This window comes from Rhizobium sp. Leaf321, from assembly GCF_001423215.1.
GTDB classification, from domain to species: Bacteria; Pseudomonadota; Alphaproteobacteria; order Rhizobiales; family Rhizobiaceae; genus Neorhizobium; species Neorhizobium soli.
Genome location: NZ_LMOF01000007.1, coordinates 443403 through 465088 on the forward strand (window position 1 = coordinate 443403; position 21686 = coordinate 465088).

Below are 21686 nucleotides of genomic sequence, written 5' to 3' on the forward strand. Positions count from 1 at the left end.
TTGAAGACGGGGTGTGCTTACCGCGGTCACCGATCGGGGACGAATGCCTTTCCGAGCGAAGCCGGCGTATTGATGAGCGTCGTGCGACGATTATGCGAGATGATGATGAGGACGACAATAGTCGCCACGTAAGGAAGTGCGGACAGAACCTGGGACGGAATGCCGATACCGAACGCCTGCGCATGCAGCTGCCCGATCGTCACGGCCCCGAAAAGATAGCCGCCGGCGAGAACCCGCCATGGCCGCCACGAAGCAAAGACGACGAGCGCAAGTGCAATCCAGCCGCGTCCAGCCGACATGTTTTCCACCCATTGCGGCGTATACACAAGCGACAGCTGCGCACCGGCAAGACCCGCACAGGCGCCACCGAACAGCACTGCCAAATAACGTGTCCGGATGACGTTGATGCCGAGCGCATGCGCGGATCCGTGATTGTCGCCGATCGCGCGAAGCTTCAGGCCGCGGCGGCTCTTGAACAGGAACCAGTTGATCCCGATGACCAGTGCGATCGACAGATAGAAGGTCAGATCCTGCGCAAAGAGAACCCGGCCGACAAAGGGAATATCGGACAGGAGCGGAATGACGATCGGCTGCAGCTTGATGCCCGGCTGACCGACGAAGCTCTCGCCGAGCTGGCCGGAAATGCCGAGACCGAGGATCGTCAGCGCCAGTCCCGTCGCCACCTGGTTTGCCACCAGCGTCAGCGTCAGGAACCCGAACAGCAGCGAGAACAGCCCACCGCCGACAATGCCGGCGACGATGCCGATATAGGGCGATCCCGTCATCTGCGTCGCCGCAAAGGCGCAGACGGCGCCCATGATCATCATGCCTTCGACGCCGAGGTTGAGCACACCTGCACGTTCGGTGACGAGCTCGCCGAGCGCCGCAATGACGAGCGGCGTTGCGGCAGTGATGACGGTCAGAAGGATCGCCTCGAACATCAGCCCTTCGCCTCCGCCTGGCTTCCGGCAAAGAGCAGCCGGATGCGGTAATGGATCAGCGTATCGCAGGACAGAACGAAGAACAGCAGCAGGCCCTGGAAGACGCGGCTGACTTTATCGGAAATCCCGATCGAAAGCTGGGCCGCCTCCCCGCCGAGATAGGTGAGCGCCAGAACCAGGCCCGACGCGATGATCCCGAGCGGATTGAGACGCCCGAGGAATGCCACAATGATCGCGGTGAAACCGTATCCGGGTGAAATCGACGGCTGTACGTGGCCGATCGAACCCGACACTTCCGAGATCCCCGCAAGCCCGGCAAGACCGCCGGAGACGAGCATCGAGAACCAAACCATGCGCCGTGCCGAAAAGCCGGCGAAACGCCCTGCCCGTTCCGACTGCCCGAGCACCTGAACCTCGAAACCCTTCAGCATGAAGCGCATCATGAACCAGAGCGCCACCGCGGCAATGATCGCGAAGGCAAAGCCCCAATGGGCCCGGCCGGAGGCCAGCATTTCCGGCAGAACCGCTTCTATCTGGAAGCTCTTCGTCTGCGGAAAATTATAGCCCTGCGGGTCACGCCACGGGCCGCGGACCAGCCAGTCGAGAAACAGCTGCGCGATATAGACCAGCATCAGGCTGGTCAGAATTTCGTTGGTGTTGAAGCGCGTCTTCAAAAGTGCGGGAATACCCGCGTACAACGCGCCGCCGGCAATGCCCATCAGAAGCATCAGCGGCAGGATCATCGGCGAATGCCACTCGGGATAGAGAACCGGCAGGATCGAACCTGTGATCGCGCCGATCGTGAACTGACCCTCGGCGCCGATATTCCAGTTGTTGGAACGGTAGCAGATCGAAAGCCCGACCGCGATCAGGATCAGCGGTGCGGCCTTGACGGCCAGCTCATGCAGCGACCAGACTTCGAGAAGCGGCTCGATAAAGAAGCTGTAGAGCGCCGATCCCGGGTTCTTGCCGAGAGCCCAGAACAGGATGGCGCCGCCGATCAGTGTCAGCACCAGCGCCAGAAGCGGCGAAAGAACCGAAAACAGTGTCGAGACCCGAGCACGCTTTTGCAGTTCAATGCGCATGCGTTGCCTCCGGCGAGGACGGCATGGCGTCAGGGATGGAATGGCTCTCATGGATGCCACCCATCATCAGCCCGATCCGCTCCAGCGTCAGGCTTCCGACCGGATGCGGCTCCGACAATTTGCCCTCCGAGATAACAGCGATATTGGTTGCCACCTCGAAAATCTCATCAAGGTCCTGGCTGATCACGACGACGGCGGAGCCGGATTTCGCCAGATCGATCAGCGCCTGACGGATGCGGCTCGCAGCACCGGCATCGACGCCCCAGGTCGGCTGGTTGACGATCATGATCGAAGGCTGCCGATCGAGTTCGCGCCCCACGACGAATTTCTGCAGATTGCCTCCCGAAAGCGAGCCGGCCAGCGGATCCTCTCCACTCTTGCGCACGTCCATCTGCTGGCAGATGCGTTTGGTGGCAGAGCGGATCGCACCGGAACGCACGATCGACGCCAGACCGCCCGACAGGAATGCCTTCCGGTCCGGCTGGCTGCGCGCCAGCAGCAGATTGTCGGTCAGCGACATGCCGGGTACGGCAGCATGACCATGCCGCTCCTCGGGCACGAAACTAGCGCCGAGCAGCCGCCGCCCGTTGATGCCCGTACGACCCACGGACTTGCCGCGGACCTTGATCCGGTCATCATCGGCAACCGGATATTCGCCAGACAGCGCATCGAAAAGCTCGCTCTGTCCATTGCCCGCAATGCCCGCAATCGCGAGGATTTCGCCAGCGCGCACGCGCATCGAAATGCTTTTCAGGCTGACCGCGAAGGGCGAGCGCGCCTTCACGGTCAAGTCGGTGACATCGAGCTGAATGTCGCCAAGCGCCACCGTCTCGTCCCGATGCACCGCGGCAACTTCCGTCCCGACCATCATCCGGGCAAGTGACGCAGGCGTCTCCTGCCTCGGATCGCAGGCGCCGGTCACCTTGCCGTGGCGAAGAACGGTGGCGCGGTCGCAGATGCGACGCACTTCCTCCAGCCGGTGGCTGATATAAAGCACCGAGCGGCCCTCGGCCTTCAGCTTGAAGAGCGTCTCGAACAACCGGTCCGCTTCCTGCGGCGTGAGCACGGAGGTCGGCTCGTCGAGAATGATCAGCTTCGGGTTCTGGAGGAGAGCCCGCACGATCTCGATCCGCTGGCGTTCACCGACCGAAAGGTCGGCCACATGCGCATAAGGATCAAGCGGTAGTCCGTACGCCTTGGAAAGCGAGGCAGCCTCTTCGGCGATCTTGGCAAGCGGCGTTTTCGGATCGAGAGACAAGGCAATGTTTTCGGCAACCGTCAGCGCTTCGAACAGCGAGAAGTGCTGAAACACCATGCCGATGCCGAGCTGCCGGGCTTCCCCAGGCGAACCAATCGTCACCGGGTTCCCCTGCCAGACAATCTGCCCGCCCGATGGCTGAAGCACGCCGAACAGCATTTTTACGAGAGTGGATTTGCCGGCACCGTTTTCACCGAGCAGCGCATGGATTTCACCCGGCGCGATATCGAGATCGATACCACTGCACGCAGCAAAATCGCCGAACAGCTTCGTCAGTCCACGGACCGACAAAAGCGAAGCAGCCTGCTCGCTCTCGGAAAAAGTCACGACGTCCCCTCGTTCACCCGCGCGCCCGGTCTTGAGTGCCGGTATTTCCGCGTCGCAGTTATTTCAAATGCTGAACCCGTCCGGTCTGACCGGATACTGGGTTGATATTGATACCGTTTTTGTTGCCTTGCACAACAGCAAAGAGACGCGTTGCGAAAAAACGCAGCTATTTTCCAAGTCCTGGAAAAAGCTGCATGATGCCGCCGATGCAATAGAGATAAAGACTGCTGATCACGACGCCCCAGACGAGCCAGTCCGGTGACTGGAAATGCAGGAGCAGCGAGTAGCCGGCGAGCGCGCACCAGAGCAGGCAGATCCCGAGATTGAGCGGCCGAAGGCGCTTGACGCGCACGGGATGGAGGAAATTGATCGGCAGGAAAGTGGCAACCACGGATACGGAGACCACGATCATGGCCGTCGTCGCACTGGCATCGATGACGAACAGCGTCAGTACCACCATGTTCCAGACGACCGGGAAACCGGAGAAGAAATACTCGTCGGTCTTCATGCCCATGTCGGCATAGTAGATCGCACTCGAAACGACGATGGCGCCGGCCGCAACGAATGACCAGGGTTCGCCGATCATTCCACTTTGATAAAGCGCAAAGGCCGGTAGGAGAACGTAAGTCACGTAATCAATGATATTGTCGAGCGTATCGCCCGACCAGTTCGGCAGGACTTCCTTCACATGCACCTTGCGCGCAATCGGTCCGTCGATCCCGTCAACCAGAAGTGCCAGCCCCAGCCACCAGAACATGTCGACAAATCGATGTTCTGCCGCAGCGACGACACCGAGGAATGCCAGGAAGGAGCCTGACGCCGTCAGGAGATGCACGGAGAAAGCCCGGATTTCCGCGTAAGGGACGTTCCGATAATTGAATAGTCGCCTGAACACGCGTCCCCCGCCTTTCCGTGAAGCCTGCGAGATATGCGGCCAATTGTCCCCGTTTGCAACTGCGCATGCCGGCGCACACCTGATTATGACCGGGAAAACCAGGATTTCTCTCGATCCCTCGTGGGCAGCGCGTGCCGAATCTGACGCCGCTACGGCTGGAATTACGGCCAGCACTCTATAAATACGGTGAGAGCGAATGGCTCCGGAGGTGACAGATGCACGAGTTCGAAATTGCCGTCGTTGGCGGCGGCCTGACAGGATCGGTAGCGGCGCTGGCTTTTGGTCGAGCCGGCCGCAAAGTCGCGCTCATTTCGCCGGCATCCGAGCGAGACGATGGGCGCACGACCGCGCTGATGGATCAATCCATCCGCCTGCTGGATCGACTGGGCCTATGGGATATCATCGCACCCTCGGCAGCACCGCTGTCGATCATGCAGATCATCGACGGCACGACGCGGCTGCTGCGCGCGCCCACCACCCAGTTTCGCGCACAGGATGTCGGGCTCTATGCGTTCGGCTACAACATTCCCAACAACGCGCTGTCTCCGGCGCTGGATAAGGCGATCGACCTGGAACCGAACGTCACCCGGTTCACGCATCAGGTCGAAGCCTTCGATCTCGACGGCGATCGCGCTCGCCTTACCTTATCGGACGGATCAGCTATGGCGGTCGATCTGGTCATTGGATCGGACGGGCGCAAGTCGAGCACGCGCGAGGCCGCCAGGATAGGTGTCCGCCGCTGGTCCTACCCGCAGTCCGCCCTGGTTATGAACTTTGCACACACGGTGCCGCATCACAACGTTTCGACGGAATTCCATACAGAAACCGGACCGTTCACCCAGGTTCCCCTGCCCGGTTCCCGCTCCAGCCTCGTCTGGGTGGTTCGGCCTGACGAAGCCGAGCGATTGATGGCGACCGATCTCGACCAGCTGTCGCAGCTCGTCGAAGACCGCATGCAGTCGATGCTTGGAAAGGTGACCGTCGAAGCCGCCCCGCAGGCCTGGCCGCTTTCGAGCCTGATGGCAGACCGGTTCGGCAAGGGTCGTGTCGCACTTGTCGGCGAAGCCGCGCATGCCTTCCCCCCGATCGGCGCTCAGGGCCTCAACCTCTCGCTGCGTGATATCATCACGCTGAGTGATCTGGTGACGGACGAACCGGACAGACCGATTGGCGCGGATATCGGCGATCGTTTTAACCGGAGCCGCCGCCCCGATATCATGACCCGCACCTTCGGTGTCGATCTGCTCAACCGCTCACTTCTGTCGGACTTCCTGCCCGTCCAGATGCTGCGGGCGGGCGGTCTGCAGGTCTTGAAAAACGCCCCGCCGTTACGCAATCTGATGATGCGGGAGGGGATCGAACCGGGCCGCGGACTACGCGAAATCTTTTCGGGCCTAAGGAAGCAAGCCCGCAGATAGAAAACCGGAATGGATGAGATAGAGGATCGCTGGCAGGGTGAAGACAGACGCCAGCGTGATAATCAGGATGCTCGCTGATGCGCGCTCCTGCCAGACGCCATATTGCTGGCTGATGACGAAGACATTGGTGGCAGTCGGCAGGGCTGACAGCAGCGTCGCCGAGTAGATCCAAACCGGTTCGAAACCACCGATCAGCGACAGGACCGAAAACGTCGTCAGTGGCAGTACGATCAGCTTGAAGACGGCGATATAGCCGATCTCGACCGGAACACGCCGCACCGGCCTCAACGCCAGCGTCACCCCCATTGCAAAGAGCGCGCAGGGCGCCGCCGCTTGCGCTAGATAATCGATAAGCCGCTGTACCGGTTCGGCCGGCTGCCACGCCATCGCGGCGAATGCAAAGCCGACAGCTGTCGAGATGATGAACGGGTGCAGCAGAACCTTGCGGGCGATATCGCCCGCCACCGCCAGCGGTGATCGACCGTCGCCGCCGGCTGCCGCCATCATGGCGGGTGCCACGATGAAATGGGCGGCGTTCTCGAAACACACGATCAGCGCCACCGGAACGGCCGCAGCTTCGCCGAAAGCGAGCAGTGCAAGCCCCGGCCCCATATACCCGATGTTGCCGTAAGCGCCAGCAAACGCCTGGATCGTGCAGTCCTCGAATGACGTCTTGCGGATCAGGAACCCGATCAGGAACACCACCGTGAAGATCAGATAGGTCGCGAAGATCTCGCCAAGAATGAAGTCGACCCGCGCCAGTTGCTCCATCGGCGTGCGCGAGACGAGCTTGAAGAACAGCGCAGGAAGTGCCGCATAGATGATGAACGTGTTCATCCATCCAAGCGCCTCGGCAGGTTGTTTGGTGACCTTTGCGGCCACGTAGCCGATCAGGATCAGTCCGAAAAACGGTAGCAGCAAGCCGATAATGTCGCCCATGCCGCCTTTAATCCTTACCGCGGTTGTCCTTGAGGTCGTTCCGTTAGCCGATTTGCATCAGGATTGGAAAGGTCTGCTGGAACCAGATCGCGGCTGACGTCACGAAACCGAAGATGAAAGCAAGGCCGGTCAGGATCAGCAACACGCCCATCGCCTTCTCGACGTGACCGAGATGCCGTCGAAAGCGGGTGAGGAACCGCATGAAGGCACCGGAGAACCCGGCAGCGATCCAGAACGGCACGGCGAGACCGAGCGAATAGATTGCGAGCAGCATGGCGCCCTCGCCCACCGTATCGCGCGACGCGGCGACACCGAGGATCGCGCCGAGAACGGGACCGATGCACGGCGTCCAGCCGAACGCGAAAGCCAGCCCCATCACGTAGGCGCCAGACAGCGTCGCCGGCTGTCCACCGCCATGAAACCGCGCCTCGCGCGCAAGCAGGCCAATGCGGAACACGCCGAGGAAATTCAGGCCCATGATGATGATGATCACGCCGCCGATCTTGGAGAGCAGGTCGAGATGCTGCCGGAGAAGAACACCGATCGTCGACGCACCGGCGCCAAGCGCAACGAACACGGTCGCGAAACCGAGCGTGAAGAAGAACGCGGCCAAAAGAACCGCGCGGCGCGTATCCTTTGACCGCGACACGGCCGCATGCCCGTCGCGAAACTGGTCGACGGAAATCCCGGCCATGTAGCACAGGTAGGGCGGCACCAGCGGCAGGACGCACGGGGAAAGAAACGATAGAGCGCCGGCAATCAAGGCACTCAGAAGAGAGATATCAGCAATCGACACGTTTTGGTCCGCAGGTTTTCATCGGCAGTGTCCCACCGTGGGATCGATTGCACCTAAGCATGCCGCGCCCGGAAAGCCAGTCACCTTTTTGCGCGCAGGCGAAGCGGCCGGGGAAAAGCGTTGAGGAACGCAATTTTGCACAGCTAGCGGGGTTGACCGCAAAGAGTGACCTGCATATGTTCCGCGCACTTTCAAAGGATGCCTCGGCAGTCTTTAGGGAGAGCGTAGCTCAGCTGGTAGAGCAACTGACTTTTAATCAGTAGGTCCAGGGTTCGAACCCCTGCGCTCTCACCATTTATCCAGATAATGTGGTGAAACTCGACGCTGGCGAAGATGGACTTCAGATGTTCCGTAGCCTTCGACCTGCATCAAATCATGTGAAATTCCCCCGATGATGAACAACCCCTGGTCAAAACCTGTCGTCGTCCTGATTGGCGAGCCGCCTGTCGAAACGACAGTCGAAACGACCCAGGCTGCGGCCTGGGCGATGATCGAGGACTGGCCTGTCGAAGACGGTCCGCTGATCGACCGTGCGCTGATCGTGTGCGCCGAAGTGGATGGTGGAAAACGCAAGCCGGAAGACGCCCGTGCGGCCTTCGTCGCTGCTGCCGAGGAAGCCGGCGTTCTCGTCAGCGCCTGAGACCAATAGCTGCCTATTGGTCGCTTTCCGCTCACTCGTCACGGAACGTGTGGTTGATCTGATCCATCATCGGCTTGGTCAGATAGGAGATGACCGACCGGTCGGCGACCTTGATAAACACCTCCGCGGGCATTCCTGGATAGAGCGACAGGCCCTGTAACCGCGCGATATCGCCTGCATCAGGCGCAATCCGCACGATATAGGAGGCAGCGCCGCTACGCTGATCGACAACCGAATCGGGCGAGATCGACGAAATCTTGCCCTGGACTTCAGGCGTAGTCTTCTGGTCGAAAGCGCTGAAGCGTATGTCGACGCTTTGTCCCACGCTCAATTGGTCGATGCTGCGCAAAGCGACCTTCGCCTCGACCGTCAGGCTGCGCGTCTCCGGCGACAGAAGCATCAGCGCCTCGCCCGGATTGGCAACGCCGCCCACCGTGTGCAGCGCCAGCTGATAAATGTAACCGTCAAGCGGTGCGCGAACGTCGAGACGGTCGAGCTGGTCCTGTATGGCGATACGGCGTTCTTCTGATTCGGCGATCTTTGCCTCGACATCGGTCAGGTCACGCGCGTTTTCCGTCTGTCTGTCTTCGTCGAGCTGCAGGATCTGCAGGTTGATCTCGTTGATGCGGCCATGCGCCTGCGCCCGCGTCGCGATCATCCGTCCGCGATTGCCGTCAAGCTCGGCGCGCTGGCGCTTCAGCGTGTTGACACGCTGCATCGTCACGAGCTGCTTTTCGTAGAGCGAGCTGATAGCCGTGTGTTCCTCATCGATCAGCACGATCGAATCGTCGATCGACTTGATCTGCAGTGTGGCGCCCTCAATTTCTTCGGCCAGCTGGCTCTTCCGCTCGGCGAGCTGCTTCTTCATACCCTCGAGCGAGGCGCGACGGCTGAGGAAGAACTGCTGTTCGCCTTCGATCAGGATGCGGTTCGTCTGGGAATTGATACCTGCGGCCTCGGCTTCCTTGACCGTGAAGTTCTCCTCACCGCGGCGTTCCGCCTGCAACCGCGCGCGCCGCGCGTAAAGCTGTGCCAGCGTGCTGTTGGTAATGCCGAGATTGGATTTGAGCGACGTGCCGTCCAGCCGCAGCAGGACGTCCCCAGCTTTGACATGCGCGCCTTCCTTCACGAGCAGCTCGGAGACAATACCGCCGGTCAGGTGCTGCACCTTCTTGGCATTGTCCTCGATCACGACACTGCCTTCGGCCACCACCGCATTCGACAATGTCGTGCTGAGTGCCCAGCCGCCGATGCCGCCGACGAGCAACACGCTCAACGTCGATACGAGCAGGATATGGCGCTTCAGCGAACGCTCGGCTGTTGTCATCTTGAGACCTATTGCCTTATCTGTTCCGGGCTTTCCCCGACGACCTTGAGCGGCGAACTTCTCTCGTTCGGCTGGTTCTCGCGCCGAAGCACCTTCGAGAGCACCTCGTCCTTGGGACCAAAGGCCGCAAGACCACCGTCCTTCATCATCAGCACGAAATCCACCGCCGCGAGCGCACTCGGGCGGTGCGCAACCACGATCACGATGCCCCCGCGTTTGCGGATGCCGATGATCGCGTCCGTCAGCGCGACCTCGCCTTCCGAATCGAGATTGGAATTGGGCTCGTCCAGAACAACCAGAAACGGCTTGCCGAACAACGCACGCGCAAGCCCGATGCGTTGGCGTTGACCGGCCGAAAGCATGGAACCGCTCAAGCCAATATCGGTATCATAGCCGTTCGGCAGGCGCAGGATGAGGTCGTGGACGCCTGCAGCCTTTGCCGCCTCAATGACATCGGCCGCATCAGGGTTTTCACGAAACCGCGCAATGTTGTCCGAAACGCTGCCCGCAAAAAGTTCGATCTCCTGCGGAAGATATCCGAGATGGCGACCACGGTCCTCGTCGCTCCACTGGTCAAGCGCTGCGCCATCCAGCCTGACACTGCCGCGATAGATCGGCCAGACGGCCGTCAGAGCCCGCACGAGCGATGATTTGCCGGATGCACTCGGTCCGATCACGCCGAGAGCGCTGCCGGCCTGAAGCGTAAACGATACATTGGAAATCACCAGTTTCTGCAGCCCGGCCGGGCCGCTCGAAAGGCTCTCCACCGCCAGACTTTGCTTCGGTGCGGGCAGCGACAGAGGCATATCGGCCTCCGGCAGAGCATTGAGCATATGCCGCAACCGTTTCCAGGCCTGCTGGGCCGAAACGAAGCCGCGCCAGTTTGCAATCGCCTGCTCGACCGGGGCGAGCGCGCGGGAGGTAAGGATGGACGACGCGATGATGATGCCGCCGGATGCCTGGTTTTCGATGACGAGCACCGCGCCGACGGCAAGGACTGCCGATTGCAGCGCGATGCGAAAAATCTTGGTAACGGACAGGTATCCGTTCGAGGTATCGGAATTGGTCTGATAGCTGCTGCGATAGTTGGCGTTTGTCGCAGTCCATTGCCGTGAGAAGTCGTTTGCCATGCCCATGGCCTCAATGACTTCGGCATTGCGTTGTGCCGCCGAAAGAAAGGCGCTGCGCTGGCCGGTCAGTTCGTGCACTTTCTTGGCCGAAACCTGCGTGCTGCGATTGGTGAGGTAGGTGAGCACCATCAGGATGAGCGCCCCGCCGACTGCCATATAGCCGATGACCGGATGAAACAGAAAACAGATGGCGACATAGAACGGCAGCCACGGCAGGTCGAAAAAGGCCGGCGGCCCCGCGCTCGAGACAAACGAACGGACCTGGTCGAAATCCTTCATGATCGAAAGACCGTCGATCGACGCCTTCGTCTTGACCGGCGCCTTGAGCATCATCTTGAAAACCCGCGACCCCATCGTATCATCGATGATGCCGGCAATCCTTGTCAGCATGCGGCTGCGGGTAAGCTCGAATGCGCCTTGAAATAGATACAGCATCAATGCCAGCAAGCTGAGCGCGATCAGCGACGGGATGCTGCGGCTTGGGATGACGCGATCATAGACCTGCAGCATGAAGAATGAGCTGGTGAGATAGAGCACGTTGACCAGTCCGCTCGCGACCGCGACCGCAACGAGACCGGTTCTGCTCCGCGCAATGGCTTCGCTCATCGGATCTTTGGAGGCTTGCCGTGGGGATCCCGAAGCGGTTTCGGCCATAATGCGCAATCCTGATGCAGGGATCACACCTATTACCCGTAACGGGTTTAAAGTTCAATAAAGCCGCGCGGCAGACAGATCGCCCCTGCACAAGTGCCCCGCTCTCGTCCAAGGACGTGCCGGGGCAAACCATTTGTCAATCAACAATCCGCAAAGTTCTCAAATCGGCCGCTATCACGAATTGGTTTACGGAACCTTACTTCAGGACCGCCGTTCTGACGGCAAAGGAGTCTCAGCATGAGAATAGTCTTCGTCGCTCTTATCGGTTCGGTCCTCAGTATTCTGGTGTTCAAGTATTCTGATCACTCGCTTGGCGATACGGAAATACTCGCGTCTCCGACACAGCTGTCGGCTGCCAACTAGGATCATCCCAAGGAGGACAAGGACCGGCTTACTTCATCGCGATCTCAAGCGATCGCATCACGAGAGGAAGTGCAAGCATGACCATTCGTAATATTTTGCTGGTGTGTTGTTCAGCTGCTGTTGGTGCCGTCTTTGTAATTCTTGTTGGCATTCCAAGCACGCCTGTTGCGCACGAGAAATCCGCTCGCTTGAGTGGCGCCGCGACTGAAACGGCTTTTCTTCCCGAGCGCTTCGGGGTCCCCCATCCAACCCGTTAAAATTTTTGATGCGTAAACAAAAAAGGCCGGCGTCAGAAACGCCGGCCTTTTTGCATGCTGAATTGCTTCAGTGGATCGGCTTGCCGCCGTCTTCTTCTTCGAACGTCACTGCGACGTCACCATCTGCAGAGAGACGGACCTTGTCGCCTTCGACATCGGCAACGAGTTCAAGCGAAATGAAATGGTGATGGCCTTTATGGCTCCCCTCACCGCTATCCTTCTTGGTCAGCTTGATACGGTTTCCTTCAACGCGGTCGACCGTTCCGATGTGGACGCCGTCCGCACCGATCACTTCCGCATGTTCCTTGATAAGGGCGACATCGATCATCTGAGTTCTCCTTTGTGTGTTCAGCCATAACGCACAACCGAGAAGTTCGATGCAGTGCCTCCGATACATTACCGACATTTAAGTTGGCCACCGGCTGCTTTCATGCGAATGCCTCGTTCCAGAGTTGCAAAGCCGCGGTTTCGACGCGATCCCTCGCTAGACCGGAACGGCTCGCGCTATTTCCACCGCATCGAGGATAGCCATTGAACGTCCAGTCCACTCCCCCAGCCAGCCGTAAACAGGATGCGCCTGATCTCGCCGCGATCCTTGCGTCTTCGGGCAAGCGGAAAAAGCGTGGACGTTGGTTTGTCTGGCCTCTCCTCATCCTCATCGCCGCCGCAGCCCTGCTGGCTTACTCCTATTTCGGCAGCAGCGGCCCACGATACGATTACACGACGCAGGCCGCAAAGCGCGGAGACCTTGCGGTAGTTGTCACTGCAACCGGTTCCGTCCAGCCGACCGATCAGGTGGACATATCGAGCGAACTTTCCGGCACGGTCAGGAAAGTCAACGTGACCTATAACAGCGCGGTCAAGGCCGGCGATGTGCTGCTCGAACTCGACACCAGCAAGCAGGAAGCGGATGTGCAGAGCGCGCGCGCTCAACTTGCATCGGCAAAGGCCAATGTTTTGAAGGCCGAGGCAGAAGCGGCTTCCGCGAAGATTTCATTCGACCGCCTGACGGCACTCGTCGCCAATCGCATTTCCAGCCAGCAGGATCTGGACGCGGCGCGCTATGCTTACGAGTCGGCCGTTGCGACGAAGGACATCAATCAGGCCGCGATCCTGTCCGCCGAAGCAAGCCTGAGGCTTGCCGAGGTTAATCTCGGCAAACTGACGATCGTGTCTCCGATCGACGGGATCGTGCTGACCCGCGAAGTCGATCCCGGTGCAACGGTCGCCTCTTCGCTCAATGCACCGGTCCTCTTCACAATCGCCGGCGACCTCAAGCGCATGGAGCTCCAGGTGTCCGTCGACGAGGCTGATGTCGGTCAGGTCAAGGACGGCCAGCCTGCTCGCTTCTCGGTCGACGCCTATCCGGAGCGGAGCTTTCCGGCCACAATCGAGACCGTCCGGTTCGCCTCCGAGACCGTCTCCAACGTCGTCACCTACAAGGCGATCCTGACCGTCGACAATGCCGATCTGCTGCTGCGGCCGGGCATGACCGCCACGTCAGACATCACGGTCCAGTCGGTCAAGGATGCGCTGCTTGTCCCGAACGCTGCGCTTCGCTACTCGCCGGCCGCCACCGCACGGCAGCGCGGCAATGTCCTCTCCCGGCTGTTCTCGCCACCACGCCCGCCCCGCAACCGCAATCGTGGCGAACAGGCGGCAAACAACACCCGCGCCGTCTGGGTGCTGCGCAACGGCGAAGCCCAGCGGGTGCCGGTCGAAACCGGGCCGACCGATGGCCAGTTCACGGTTCTGAAATCAGGCGAAATCCGCGACGGCGATGAACTGGTGACGGATGCCGTCGCAAGGGCGCAGTGATGGACCTCGCCGTCACGCCTGCCCCCCTCATCGCATTCGACAAGGTCTCGAAGTTCTACGGGCGCGGCGAAGCGACGATCCGGGCGCTGGACCAGATCGACCTCGCCATATCCGCCGGGGAATTCGTGTCGATCATGGGACCCTCCGGTTCGGGCAAATCGACGGCGATGAACATCATCGGCGGGCTCGATATCCCCTCATCGGGCGAGTTTCTGTTTCAGGGCGTGCCGACGACAGATTTCAGCCGGGAGCAGCGCACGCTTCTGAGACGCCACATGCTGGGCTTCGTGTTCCAGGGGTTCAATCTTCTCGCCCGGACATCTGCCGTTGAAAATGTGGAGCTTCCGCTCGTCTATCGCGGCATGCCGCCCAAGGAGAGGCGCGCACGTGCGACTGTGGCCCTGGCTCAGGTCGGTCTCGCCGGACGCGAAGGCCATACCACCCAGGAACTGTCAGGCGGCCAGCAGCAGCGCGTCGCGATCGCAAGGGCCATCGTCACCGATCCGGCCGTGCTTCTCGCCGACGAGCCGACCGGCAATCTCGACACCAAGACCAGCATGGAGATCATGGACCTGATCACCCGGCTCAACCGCGACAACGGCATTACCGTCATCATGGTCACCCATGAGGAAGACATCGCAGCCTACGGGTCGCGTCTCTTGCGCTTTACCGATGGTCACCTCGTCTCCGACGAACCCAATCTCGAAAGGGCAAGCCATGCTGCTGGAAGCCGCTAAGCTCGCCTGGCGGGCGATCAGCCGCAATCTGCTGCGCTCCTTTCTCACAGTGCTGGGCGTCGTGATCGGCGTCGCAGCGGTCATCGCCATGGTGACGATCGGCAACGGCACGACTGCGAAGGTGCGCGATGAACTGTCCCGCCTTGGCACCAACACCCTATTCATCCGTCCGGGCCAGTGGGGACCGGGACGCGCGAGCACGGAAGCCAAGCGCTTCACCGACAAGGATGTGCTGGCGATCAAGGAGCAGATCTCCGGTCTTCGGGGCGTCGCACCGATCAATCGCGGGACAGCCACGGTCATCGCCGGCGGCGCCAACCATTCGTCGAGCGCTGTCGGCACCACCAACGACTATTTCATCGTGCAGGATTGGGATATGGCGCTCGGCCGCAATTTCAATCCGAACGAGGATCGCGGCAGCCATGCGGCCTGCATCATCGGCGAGACGGTGCGCAAGCAGCTGTTCGGTGCCGCCAACCCGGTCGGACAGTTGATCCGGGTCAGCAACATCGCCTGCCCGGTCGTCGGCGTTCTCGCGGTCAAGGGTCAGTCCGGCATGGGCGACGACCAGGACGACACCGTCATCATGCCGCTGAAACTGCACCAGCGACGGATCGGTGGAACGACAACGATCTCCAGCATCGTCATATCAGCGCAGGACGGCGTCTCGACCGCCAAGGTGCAGTCGGATGTCGAAGGTCTGCTGCGTGAGCGGCGGCGCATCGCGATCGGACGCGATGACGACTTCTCCGTCAACGACATGTCGCAGATCGCGGCGGCGATGACCGGGACGACGGTTCTGCTGACGGGCCTTCTCGGTGCCGTCGCCGCCGTCAGTCTCCTCGTCGGCGGTATAGGCATCATGAACATCATGCTGGTCTCGGTCACCGAGCGCACCCGCGAGATCGGCATCCGTCTCGCCATCGGCGCACTCGAAAGCCAGGTTCTCCGGCAGTTCCTGGTGGAGGCCGTGATGCTGTCGATCTTCGGCGGGGTGACCGGCATCATCACCGGGCTTGCGCTCGCCTACGGCGTTGTCAGCTTTCTCCAGGTGCCGTTCGTGGCCAGCCCGACGATCATCCTTATGGCCTTCGCCTTTTCGGCAGCGATCGGCATGATCTTTGGCTACTTCCCGGCCCGACGGGCAGCCCAGCTCAACCCCATCGAGGCGCTACGCCACGAATAAACGCGCATGAAAAAAGGGCCTCGCGGCCCTTTCTATTTAACATCTCGAATTACCGCCTCAGGCAGCCGGAGATTGCGTGGTGCGCTGCTGCGCAAGCGCCGCCAGATCGGCAGGCTTCAGTTCGACCGATTCGCCGCAACCGCAGGCCGATGTCTGGTTCGGGTTCACGAAGGTGAAGCCGGATCGCATCTTGGTCGTCTCGAAATCCATCTGGGTGCCGAGCAGGTAAAGAACGGCCGAAGGCTCGATCCACACCTTGGCACCGTCCCGCTCGATCAGGTCGTCCTTGGCATTGGGCACAGTAACGAGATCGATCGTGTACTCCATGCCGGCGCAACCGCCCTTCTTGATACCGACGCGCAAGCCGAGCGCATCAGGACCGGAGTTCGAGGTGATCTGGTTGACGCGCTGTGCAGCAGCGTCTGTGATCGTCATGACAGCAAAGCCCATGGCATTCTTTCCTTCCACGACCGGGTTCAAGGCCCGGTGTTTCTAGACCTGGTGTTTCGAGAGTAAGTCTCGTGAGTCCAACTTAGTACCGGTGCCTTAACCGATCAATACCACCCGACAGCAACCTGCGCCTCTTCGGACATCCGCTCCGGCGTCCACGGCGGATCGAACGTCATCTCGACCTCGACGCCGGACACGCCTTCGACGGCGCCGACGGCATTTTCCACCCAGCCCGGCATTTCGCCGGCAACCGGGCAACCGGGCGCTGTCAGCGTCATCATGATTTTCACCATCCGATCGTCCTCGATATCGACCTTGTAGATCAATCCGAGTTCGAAAATGTCGGCCGGAATTTCCGGGTCATAGACGGTTTTCAAAGCCGCGACGATGTCGTCGGAAAGCCGCGCCACCTCGTCTTCGGGAATGGCGGACTGGATGATCCCCTCGCGGGCATCCCATTTCGGTATCTGGTCGTCCATGGCCTTCAAAAGTCCTTCAGGAAAAGAAATCGCGGGCGTAGTCGAGTGCATCTGCCAACGCATCCACTTCGGCCCGGGTATTGTACATGCCGAAGGATGCACGGCATGTGGAGGTAACGCCGAAGCGTTTCAAGAGCGGCATGGCGCAATGGGTTCCGGCTCTGACTGCCACACCGCGCCTGTCGATGACCATCGAGATGTCGTGCGCATGAATGCCGGCAAGCTCGAACGAGAATATGGCGCCCTTGCCGGGCGCATTGCCGATGATCCTCAACGAATTAATCGCGCTCAGCCGCTGGGTCGCATAGGCAGTCAGATCCGCCTCGTGCTTTGCAATCGCATCACGGCCGACCTTGTCCATATAGTCAAGCGCATGACCGAGACCGATCGCCTGAACGATCGGCGGCGTGCCGGCCTCGAACCGGTGCGGCGGATCGTTGTAGGTAACGAAATCTTCGGCCACATCGATGATCATCTCGCCACCGCCCATGAACGGCCGCATCTCTTTCAGACGGTCCGCCTTGCCATAGAGAACGCCGATGCCCGAAGGGCCGTAGAGCTTGTGGCCAGTCATCACGAACCAGTCGCAGTCGATATCGCGCACATCGATCGGCATATGGACGGCGCTCTGGCTGCCGTCGACGAGAACGGGAATGCCGCGCTCGTGCGCGATACGGCAGACTTCCTTCACAGGAACCACCGTACCAAGCGCATTCGACATATGAGTGATGGCGACCAGCTTGGTCTTGTCCGTCAGCGCCTTCTCGAAGTCGTCGAGATGAAAGGCACCGTCGTCATCGACCGGGATCCAGACGATCTTCGCACCCTGGCGTTCACGAATGAAGTGCCATGGCACAATGTTGGAATGGTGCTCCATGATGGTGATGACGATCTCGTCGCCCTCACCGATATGTGGCATTCCATAACCGTAGGCGACGGTGTTGATCGCTGCCGTCGAATTGCTGGTGAAGATGATCTCGTCGACGGAACCGGCGTTCAGGAAACGGCGCACCTTTTCGCGCGCCGCCTCGTAGGCATCCGTTGCCGCATTGGAGAGGTAGTGAAGGCCGCGATGCACATTGGCATACTCGTTCGAGTAGGAATGCGCGATCGCGTCGATCACGGCCTGCGGCTTCTGGGCAGACGCCCCGTTGTCCAGATAGACCAGCGGCTTGTTGCCATGCACCATGGTCGAAAGGATCGGGAAATCCTTTCGGATCGCTTCGACGTCGTAAGCTGTCGCAGGGGTGATCTGGTCCATGTCATGCCTCATTTGCGGACGCGCGCCTATAAAATCAGGCGTGCTTTTCGAGCCAATCGGAGATGACGCCTTCCAGCGCTTCGACGAGCTTTTCTTCTTCCAGTTCCTCGACGATCTCCGCCACGAAGGCGTTGACCAGCATGGCACGGGCCCTGTTTTCAGGTACGCCGCGCGCCATCAGGTAGAAGAGATGGTTGCGGTCGATATCGGAAACCGTGGCGCCATGGCCGCAGATCACGTCGTCGGCAAAGATTTCCAGCTCCGGCTTCACCGAGAAATCGGCGTCGTCGGACATCAGAAGCGTGTTGCACGCCATCTTCGCATCGGTCTTCTGCGCGTCCGGGGCGACCTTGATCATGCCCTGGAACACACCGCTCGCCTTGTCGAACAGGACGTTGCGGATGATTTCCGTGGAGCTCGTATGCGGAACGTTATGGCCAAGAACCATGGTCACGTCCGTATGGGTATCGCCACCGAGCAGGTTGACGGCACGCAGCGTGAACTCCGCCCCCTCACCCTGAACGTCGACGCGAAGCTCCTGGCGCACCAGCTTGCCGCCGGCGTTGACGATGAACAGTCGCAGCTTGGTATCGGTACCGAGCGATATGCGGATCTGACCGAGATGGGTGTCGTCAGCCCCTTGAGTCTGGAGGATGATCCAGGTGATCTCAGCGCCGTCCTGCAGCGTCAGGTCACTGATCGAGGACACGAGTGCCGCATCATCAGTCACCGCGCAGTGACGCTCGATGATCGTTGCCTTGGACCGCGCTCCGAACACCGCCGGAAACCGCGTATGGACCTGACCGGCACCGTGAACCGCCTGCAGCTCGATCGGCTGCTCGACCGAGACGTCTGCCGGTACGGAGAGCGCGAAGCCGTCCCGCACGAAGCTGCCGTTGATGCGAGCGATCGCGTCGTCCTTGTCGAACGCCGCAAGCCCAGCCACGGCCGAACCATCGGCAAGCTGGTCCCTAAAGACCGAAAGCTCGACGCCATCGATCGTCGCGCGGTTGTCCGCTACGCCCTGAACGATCGACAGGACTTTCGCGCCTTCGACCAACGGCGCGACCGGTTGAACCGATACGCCGCCGACGACACGCTCTGGAACAGAGCGCAGCAGGTTCTTCAGATCCGTGTAGTGCCAGGACTCGATGCGTCGCGTCGGCAGGCCCGATCGCTTCAGATCATCGAGAAGACGATCGCGGGTTCCCGTGACGGCACCGTTACCCGGCAGTTCGCCAACCTGGGCCGCAAAAGCCTCGACGAGCGCCGTTTCGGCGGCCGTCAGCCGGACGGGCTGATTGATTTGCATGTTCATGCCAAATTCCTTCCCGCGTCTCAGGCTGCTCTGCCGATGATGTCCGCGTAGCCATTGGCCTCGAGTTCGAGCGCCAGCGCCTTGTCACCGGTGCGGATGATCTGGCCCTTGTAGAGAACGTGGACCGTATCAGGCACGATGTAGTCGAGCAGGCGCTGGTAGTGGGTGATGACGATCGTCGCACGATCCGGCGACTTCAGCGCGTTCACACCGTCAGCCACGATCTTGAGCGCATCGATATCGAGGCCGGAATCGGTCTCATCGAGCACGCAGAGCAAAGGCTCAAGCAGCGCCATCTGCAGGATTTCTGCACGCTTCTTCTCGCCGCCGGAAAAACCGACATTGAGCGGACGCTTCAGCATGTCCATGTCGATCTTCAGCTCGGCAGCCGCTTCCTTGACGCGACGGATGAAGTCCGGCGTCGTCAATTCGGGTTCGCCGCGCGCCTTGCGCTGCTCGTTCATGGCCACCTTGAGAAACTGCATGGTGGCGACGCCCGGGATCTCGACCGGATACTGGAAGGCCAGGAAGATGCCCTTGGAGGCGCGCTCCGCCGGATCGAGCTCCAGAATGCTCTCACCGTTCAGAAGGACTTCTCCCTCGGTGACTTCATAGTCCGGACGTCCGGACAGGATGTAGGACAGCGTCGACTTGCCGGAACCGTTAGGCCCCATGATGGCAGCAACTTCGCCGGCCTTCACGGTAAGGTTCAGGCCACGGATGATTTCGGTGCCGTCTTCGGCAATGCGGGCATGCAGGTTTCTGATTTCAAGCATAGGTCTATCTTTCCGGATACTCTTTAGTGACGCGCCAGGCGCGCTATTCAAATGACAGGCCGATCAGCCGACGGAGCCTTCGAGCGAAATCCCGATCAGCTTCTGCGCTTCGACCGCAAATTCCATCGGCAGCTGCTGGATGACATCCTTGACGAAGCCGTTGACGATCAGGGCGATCGCTTCTTCTTCGGGAATGCCGCGCTGCATAACGTAGAACTTCTGGTCGTCGGAGATCTTCGAGGTCGTCGCTTCGTGCTCGATCTGGCCCGACGAGTTCTTCACGTCGATGTAGGGCACCGTATGCGCACCGCACTTGTCGCCGATCAGAAGCGAATCGCAGTTGGTGAAGTTGCGGGCGTTTTCAGCCTTGCGGTGGATGGAGACCTGGCCGCGATAGGTGTTCTGCGAAACGCCGGCCGAAATCCCCTTCGAGATGATGCGGCTCGACGTGTTCTTGCCGAGGTGGATCATCTTGGTGCCGCTATCGATCTGCTGGTGACCGTTCGACACGGCGATCGAGTAGAACTCGCCGCGGCTGTCGTCGCCACGCAGGATGCAGGACGGGTATTTCCAGGTGATCGCCGAACCGGTCTCGACCTGGGTCCAGGAAATCTTCGAGCGGTGGCCGCGGCAGTCGCCACGCTTGGTGACGAAGTTGTAGATGCCGCCCTTGCCCTGGGCGTCGCCCGGGTACCAGTTCTGAACCGTCGAATACTTGATCTCGGCATCGTCGAGAGCAACGAGTTCGACCACTGCGGCATGCAGCTGGTTCTCGTCGCGCTGCGGCGCCGTGCAGCCTTCGAGATAGGACACGTAAGCGCCTTCCTCGGCAATGATCAGCGTGCGTTCGAACTGGCCGGTGTTCTTCTCGTTGATACGGAAGTAGGTCGACAGCTCCATCGGGCAGCGAACGCCCTTCGGCACGAACACGAACGAGCCGTCGGTAAACACCGCAGCATTCAGCGTGGCGTAATAGTTGTCGGTGGCCGAAACGACGGTGCCCAGATACTGCTTGATCAGGTCCGGATGCTCGCGAATGGCTTCCGAGATCGACATAAAGATCACGCCGGCCTTCTGAAGTTCCTTCTTGAAGGTCGTGACAACAGACACGGAATCGAACACCGCATCGACGGCAACCCGTGGCCTGTCGACGCCGGCAAGGATTTCCTGCTCGCGCAGCGGAATGCCAAGCTTTTCATAGACGCGCAGCAGCTCGGGATCGACTTCCTCGAGCGACTTCGGACCGGACGTGGTCTTCGGCGCGGCATAGTAGTAGAGATCGTTGAAGTCGATCTTCGGATAGTCGACGCGCGCCCAGGTCGGCTCTTCCATCGTAAGCCAGCGCTTGTAGGCGTCGAGACGCCATTCCAGCATCCATTCGGGCTCCTGCTTCTTGGCGGAAATGAAGCGGATGATGTCTTCCGAAAGGCCCTTGGGCGCCTTGTCCACTTCGATGATGGTTTCGAAGCCGTATTTGTACTGATCGATATCGATCCCACGGACCTGATCGATTGTTTCCTGGACAGCTGGCATGTTCATTCTCCAAATCTTGCCGGTTCAAATTCCGGCAATTCTGTCATGTCTCCGGGAGGTTCTGTTCCTCCCGTATGTAGGCGCCAAAAGGCGGTTTT

Annotated in this window: 22 protein-coding genes and 1 tRNA gene; 8 read left to right on the forward strand and 15 right to left on the reverse strand. The window is 60.3% G+C overall.

The features are described 5' to 3' along the window. Positions 1 to 26: 26 nt before the first annotated feature. The 4 genes from ASF70_RS15090 to pcsA all read right to left on the reverse strand — a co-directional run bounded on the left by ASF70_RS15090 (position 27) and on the right by pcsA (position 4506). A complete protein-coding gene (locus ASF70_RS15090; protein ID WP_062580772.1) occupies positions 27 to 941 on the reverse strand; it encodes an ABC transporter permease in 915 nt (304 codons plus the stop codon). Further along, the gene (locus ASF70_RS15095) at positions 941 to 2026 is read right to left on the reverse strand and encodes an ABC transporter permease (protein ID WP_062580774.1); all 1086 of its coding nucleotides are present in this window, start codon (positions 2024 to 2026) and stop codon (positions 941 to 943) included. Before ASF70_RS15095 ends, ASF70_RS15090 begins: the two co-directional genes overlap by 1 nt. Continuing rightward, complete coding sequence (locus tag ASF70_RS15100) at positions 2016 to 3611, reverse strand: ABC transporter ATP-binding protein (protein WP_062580776.1); 1596 nt, start codon at positions 3609 to 3611, stop codon at positions 2016 to 2018. Before ASF70_RS15100 ends, ASF70_RS15095 begins: the two co-directional genes overlap by 11 nt. 166 nt (positions 3612 to 3777) lie before the next feature. After that, positions 3778 to 4506: a phosphatidylcholine synthase gene (gene pcsA / locus ASF70_RS15105; RefSeq protein ID WP_062456769.1), complete on the reverse strand. Its 729-nt coding sequence runs from the start codon at positions 4504 to 4506 to the stop codon at positions 3778 to 3780. A gap of 215 nt (positions 4507 to 4721) precedes the next feature. Here pcsA and ASF70_RS15110 point away from each other — a divergent pair, with 215 nt between their 5' ends. Beyond that, positions 4722 to 5924: a UbiH/UbiF family hydroxylase gene (locus ASF70_RS15110; protein ID WP_062580778.1), complete on the forward strand. Its 1203-nt coding sequence runs from the start codon at positions 4722 to 4724 to the stop codon at positions 5922 to 5924. Here the strand turns inward: ASF70_RS15110 and ASF70_RS15115 are convergent. Together ASF70_RS15115 and ASF70_RS15120 are read right to left on the reverse strand one after the other, a co-directional pair. Then, the gene (locus ASF70_RS15115; RefSeq protein WP_062580780.1) at positions 5901 to 6863 is read right to left on the reverse strand and encodes an AEC family transporter; all 963 of its coding nucleotides are present in this window, start codon (positions 6861 to 6863) and stop codon (positions 5901 to 5903) included. The two genes, ASF70_RS15110 and ASF70_RS15115, sit on opposite strands and share 24 nt — an antisense overlap. A gap of 43 nt (positions 6864 to 6906) precedes the next feature. Further along, positions 6907 to 7659 (reverse strand): cytochrome c biogenesis CcdA family protein, encoded by a 753-nt coding sequence (locus tag ASF70_RS15120; RefSeq protein WP_062456760.1) that lies wholly within the window; start codon positions 7657 to 7659, stop codon positions 6907 to 6909. A gap of 218 nt (positions 7660 to 7877) precedes the next feature. On the opposite strand from ASF70_RS15120, the gene ASF70_RS15125 reads away from it, so the two are divergent. Continuing rightward, positions 7878 to 7953, forward strand: a tRNA-Lys gene (locus ASF70_RS15125). Positions 7954 to 8053: 100 nt separating this feature from the next. Next, positions 8054 to 8299 (forward strand): DUF982 domain-containing protein, encoded by a 246-nt coding sequence (locus ASF70_RS15130; RefSeq protein WP_062458038.1) that lies wholly within the window; start codon positions 8054 to 8056, stop codon positions 8297 to 8299. A gap of 31 nt (positions 8300 to 8330) precedes the next feature. On the opposite strand, the gene ASF70_RS15135 is transcribed toward ASF70_RS15130, so the two are convergent. Then, positions 8331 to 9626: an HlyD family type I secretion periplasmic adaptor subunit gene (locus ASF70_RS15135; protein ID WP_062580782.1), complete on the reverse strand. Its 1296-nt coding sequence runs from the start codon at positions 9624 to 9626 to the stop codon at positions 8331 to 8333. 8 nt (positions 9627 to 9634) lie between these two features. Further along, a complete protein-coding gene (locus ASF70_RS15140) occupies positions 9635 to 11410 on the reverse strand; it encodes a type I secretion system permease/ATPase (protein WP_062580784.1) in 1776 nt (591 codons plus the stop codon). Between the two features lie 237 nt (positions 11411 to 11647). On the opposite strand from ASF70_RS15140, the gene ASF70_RS24760 reads away from it, so the two are divergent. Continuing rightward, positions 11648 to 11773, forward strand: coding sequence for a hypothetical protein (locus ASF70_RS24760; RefSeq protein WP_256413796.1), 126 nt, complete (start codon positions 11648 to 11650; stop codon positions 11771 to 11773). Between the two features lie 77 nt (positions 11774 to 11850). Next, positions 11851 to 12030, forward strand: coding sequence for a hypothetical protein (locus ASF70_RS24020; protein WP_156461849.1), 180 nt, complete (start codon positions 11851 to 11853; stop codon positions 12028 to 12030). 67 nt (positions 12031 to 12097) lie between these two features. Here ASF70_RS24020 and ASF70_RS15145 read toward each other — a convergent pair whose 3' ends face one another. Further along, on the reverse strand, positions 12098 to 12358 hold the full coding sequence (locus ASF70_RS15145) for a DUF2171 domain-containing protein (protein ID WP_062456750.1): 261 nt from the start codon (positions 12356 to 12358) through the stop codon (positions 12098 to 12100). A 203-nt stretch (positions 12359 to 12561) separates the two neighbouring features. Between ASF70_RS15145 and ASF70_RS15150 the strand changes: the two genes are divergently transcribed. The 3 genes from ASF70_RS15150 to ASF70_RS15160 are packed head-to-tail and all read left to right on the forward strand — an operon-like array spanning position 12562 to position 15771. Continuing rightward, positions 12562 to 13848 carry an efflux RND transporter periplasmic adaptor subunit gene (locus ASF70_RS15150; RefSeq protein ID WP_062580786.1) on the forward strand — a complete coding sequence of 429 codons (1287 nt, stop codon included), beginning with the start codon at positions 12562 to 12564 and terminating at the stop codon, positions 13846 to 13848. Continuing rightward, entirely contained in the window at positions 13848 to 14585 is a 738-nt protein-coding gene (locus tag ASF70_RS15155) for an ABC transporter ATP-binding protein (protein WP_062580788.1), read from the forward strand. Before ASF70_RS15150 ends, ASF70_RS15155 begins: the two co-directional genes overlap by 1 nt. Beyond that, on the forward strand, positions 14566 to 15771 hold the full coding sequence (locus ASF70_RS15160; protein WP_062580790.1) for an ABC transporter permease: 1206 nt from the start codon (positions 14566 to 14568) through the stop codon (positions 15769 to 15771). The genes ASF70_RS15155 and ASF70_RS15160 overlap by 20 nt, the downstream gene beginning before the upstream one ends. A gap of 57 nt (positions 15772 to 15828) precedes the next feature. Here ASF70_RS15160 and sufA read toward each other — a convergent pair whose 3' ends face one another. From sufA to sufB, 6 genes are all read right to left on the reverse strand, one after another. Next, positions 15829 to 16221: a Fe-S cluster assembly scaffold SufA gene (sufA, locus tag ASF70_RS15165; RefSeq protein ID WP_062580792.1), complete on the reverse strand. Its 393-nt coding sequence runs from the start codon at positions 16219 to 16221 to the stop codon at positions 15829 to 15831. A gap of 104 nt (positions 16222 to 16325) precedes the next feature. Then, complete coding sequence (locus ASF70_RS15170; protein ID WP_062456735.1) at positions 16326 to 16700, reverse strand: SUF system Fe-S cluster assembly protein; 375 nt, start codon at positions 16698 to 16700, stop codon at positions 16326 to 16328. Positions 16701 to 16716: 16 nt separating this feature from the next. Further along, positions 16717 to 17961, reverse strand: coding sequence for a cysteine desulfurase (locus tag ASF70_RS15175; RefSeq protein WP_062580794.1), 1245 nt, complete (start codon positions 17959 to 17961; stop codon positions 16717 to 16719). A 34-nt stretch (positions 17962 to 17995) separates the two neighbouring features. Next, positions 17996 to 19279: a Fe-S cluster assembly protein SufD gene (gene sufD, locus ASF70_RS15180; protein ID WP_062580795.1), complete on the reverse strand. Its 1284-nt coding sequence runs from the start codon at positions 19277 to 19279 to the stop codon at positions 17996 to 17998. Positions 19280 to 19299: 20 nt separating this feature from the next. After that, positions 19300 to 20055: a Fe-S cluster assembly ATPase SufC gene (sufC, locus tag ASF70_RS15185; RefSeq protein WP_062580797.1), complete on the reverse strand. Its 756-nt coding sequence runs from the start codon at positions 20053 to 20055 to the stop codon at positions 19300 to 19302. 63 nt (positions 20056 to 20118) lie between these two features. Continuing rightward, positions 20119 to 21588, reverse strand: a complete 1470-nt coding sequence (gene sufB, locus ASF70_RS15190) for a Fe-S cluster assembly protein SufB (RefSeq protein ID WP_062456722.1) — start codon at positions 21586 to 21588, stop codon at positions 20119 to 20121. Between the last annotated feature and the right edge of the window lie 98 nt (positions 21589 to 21686).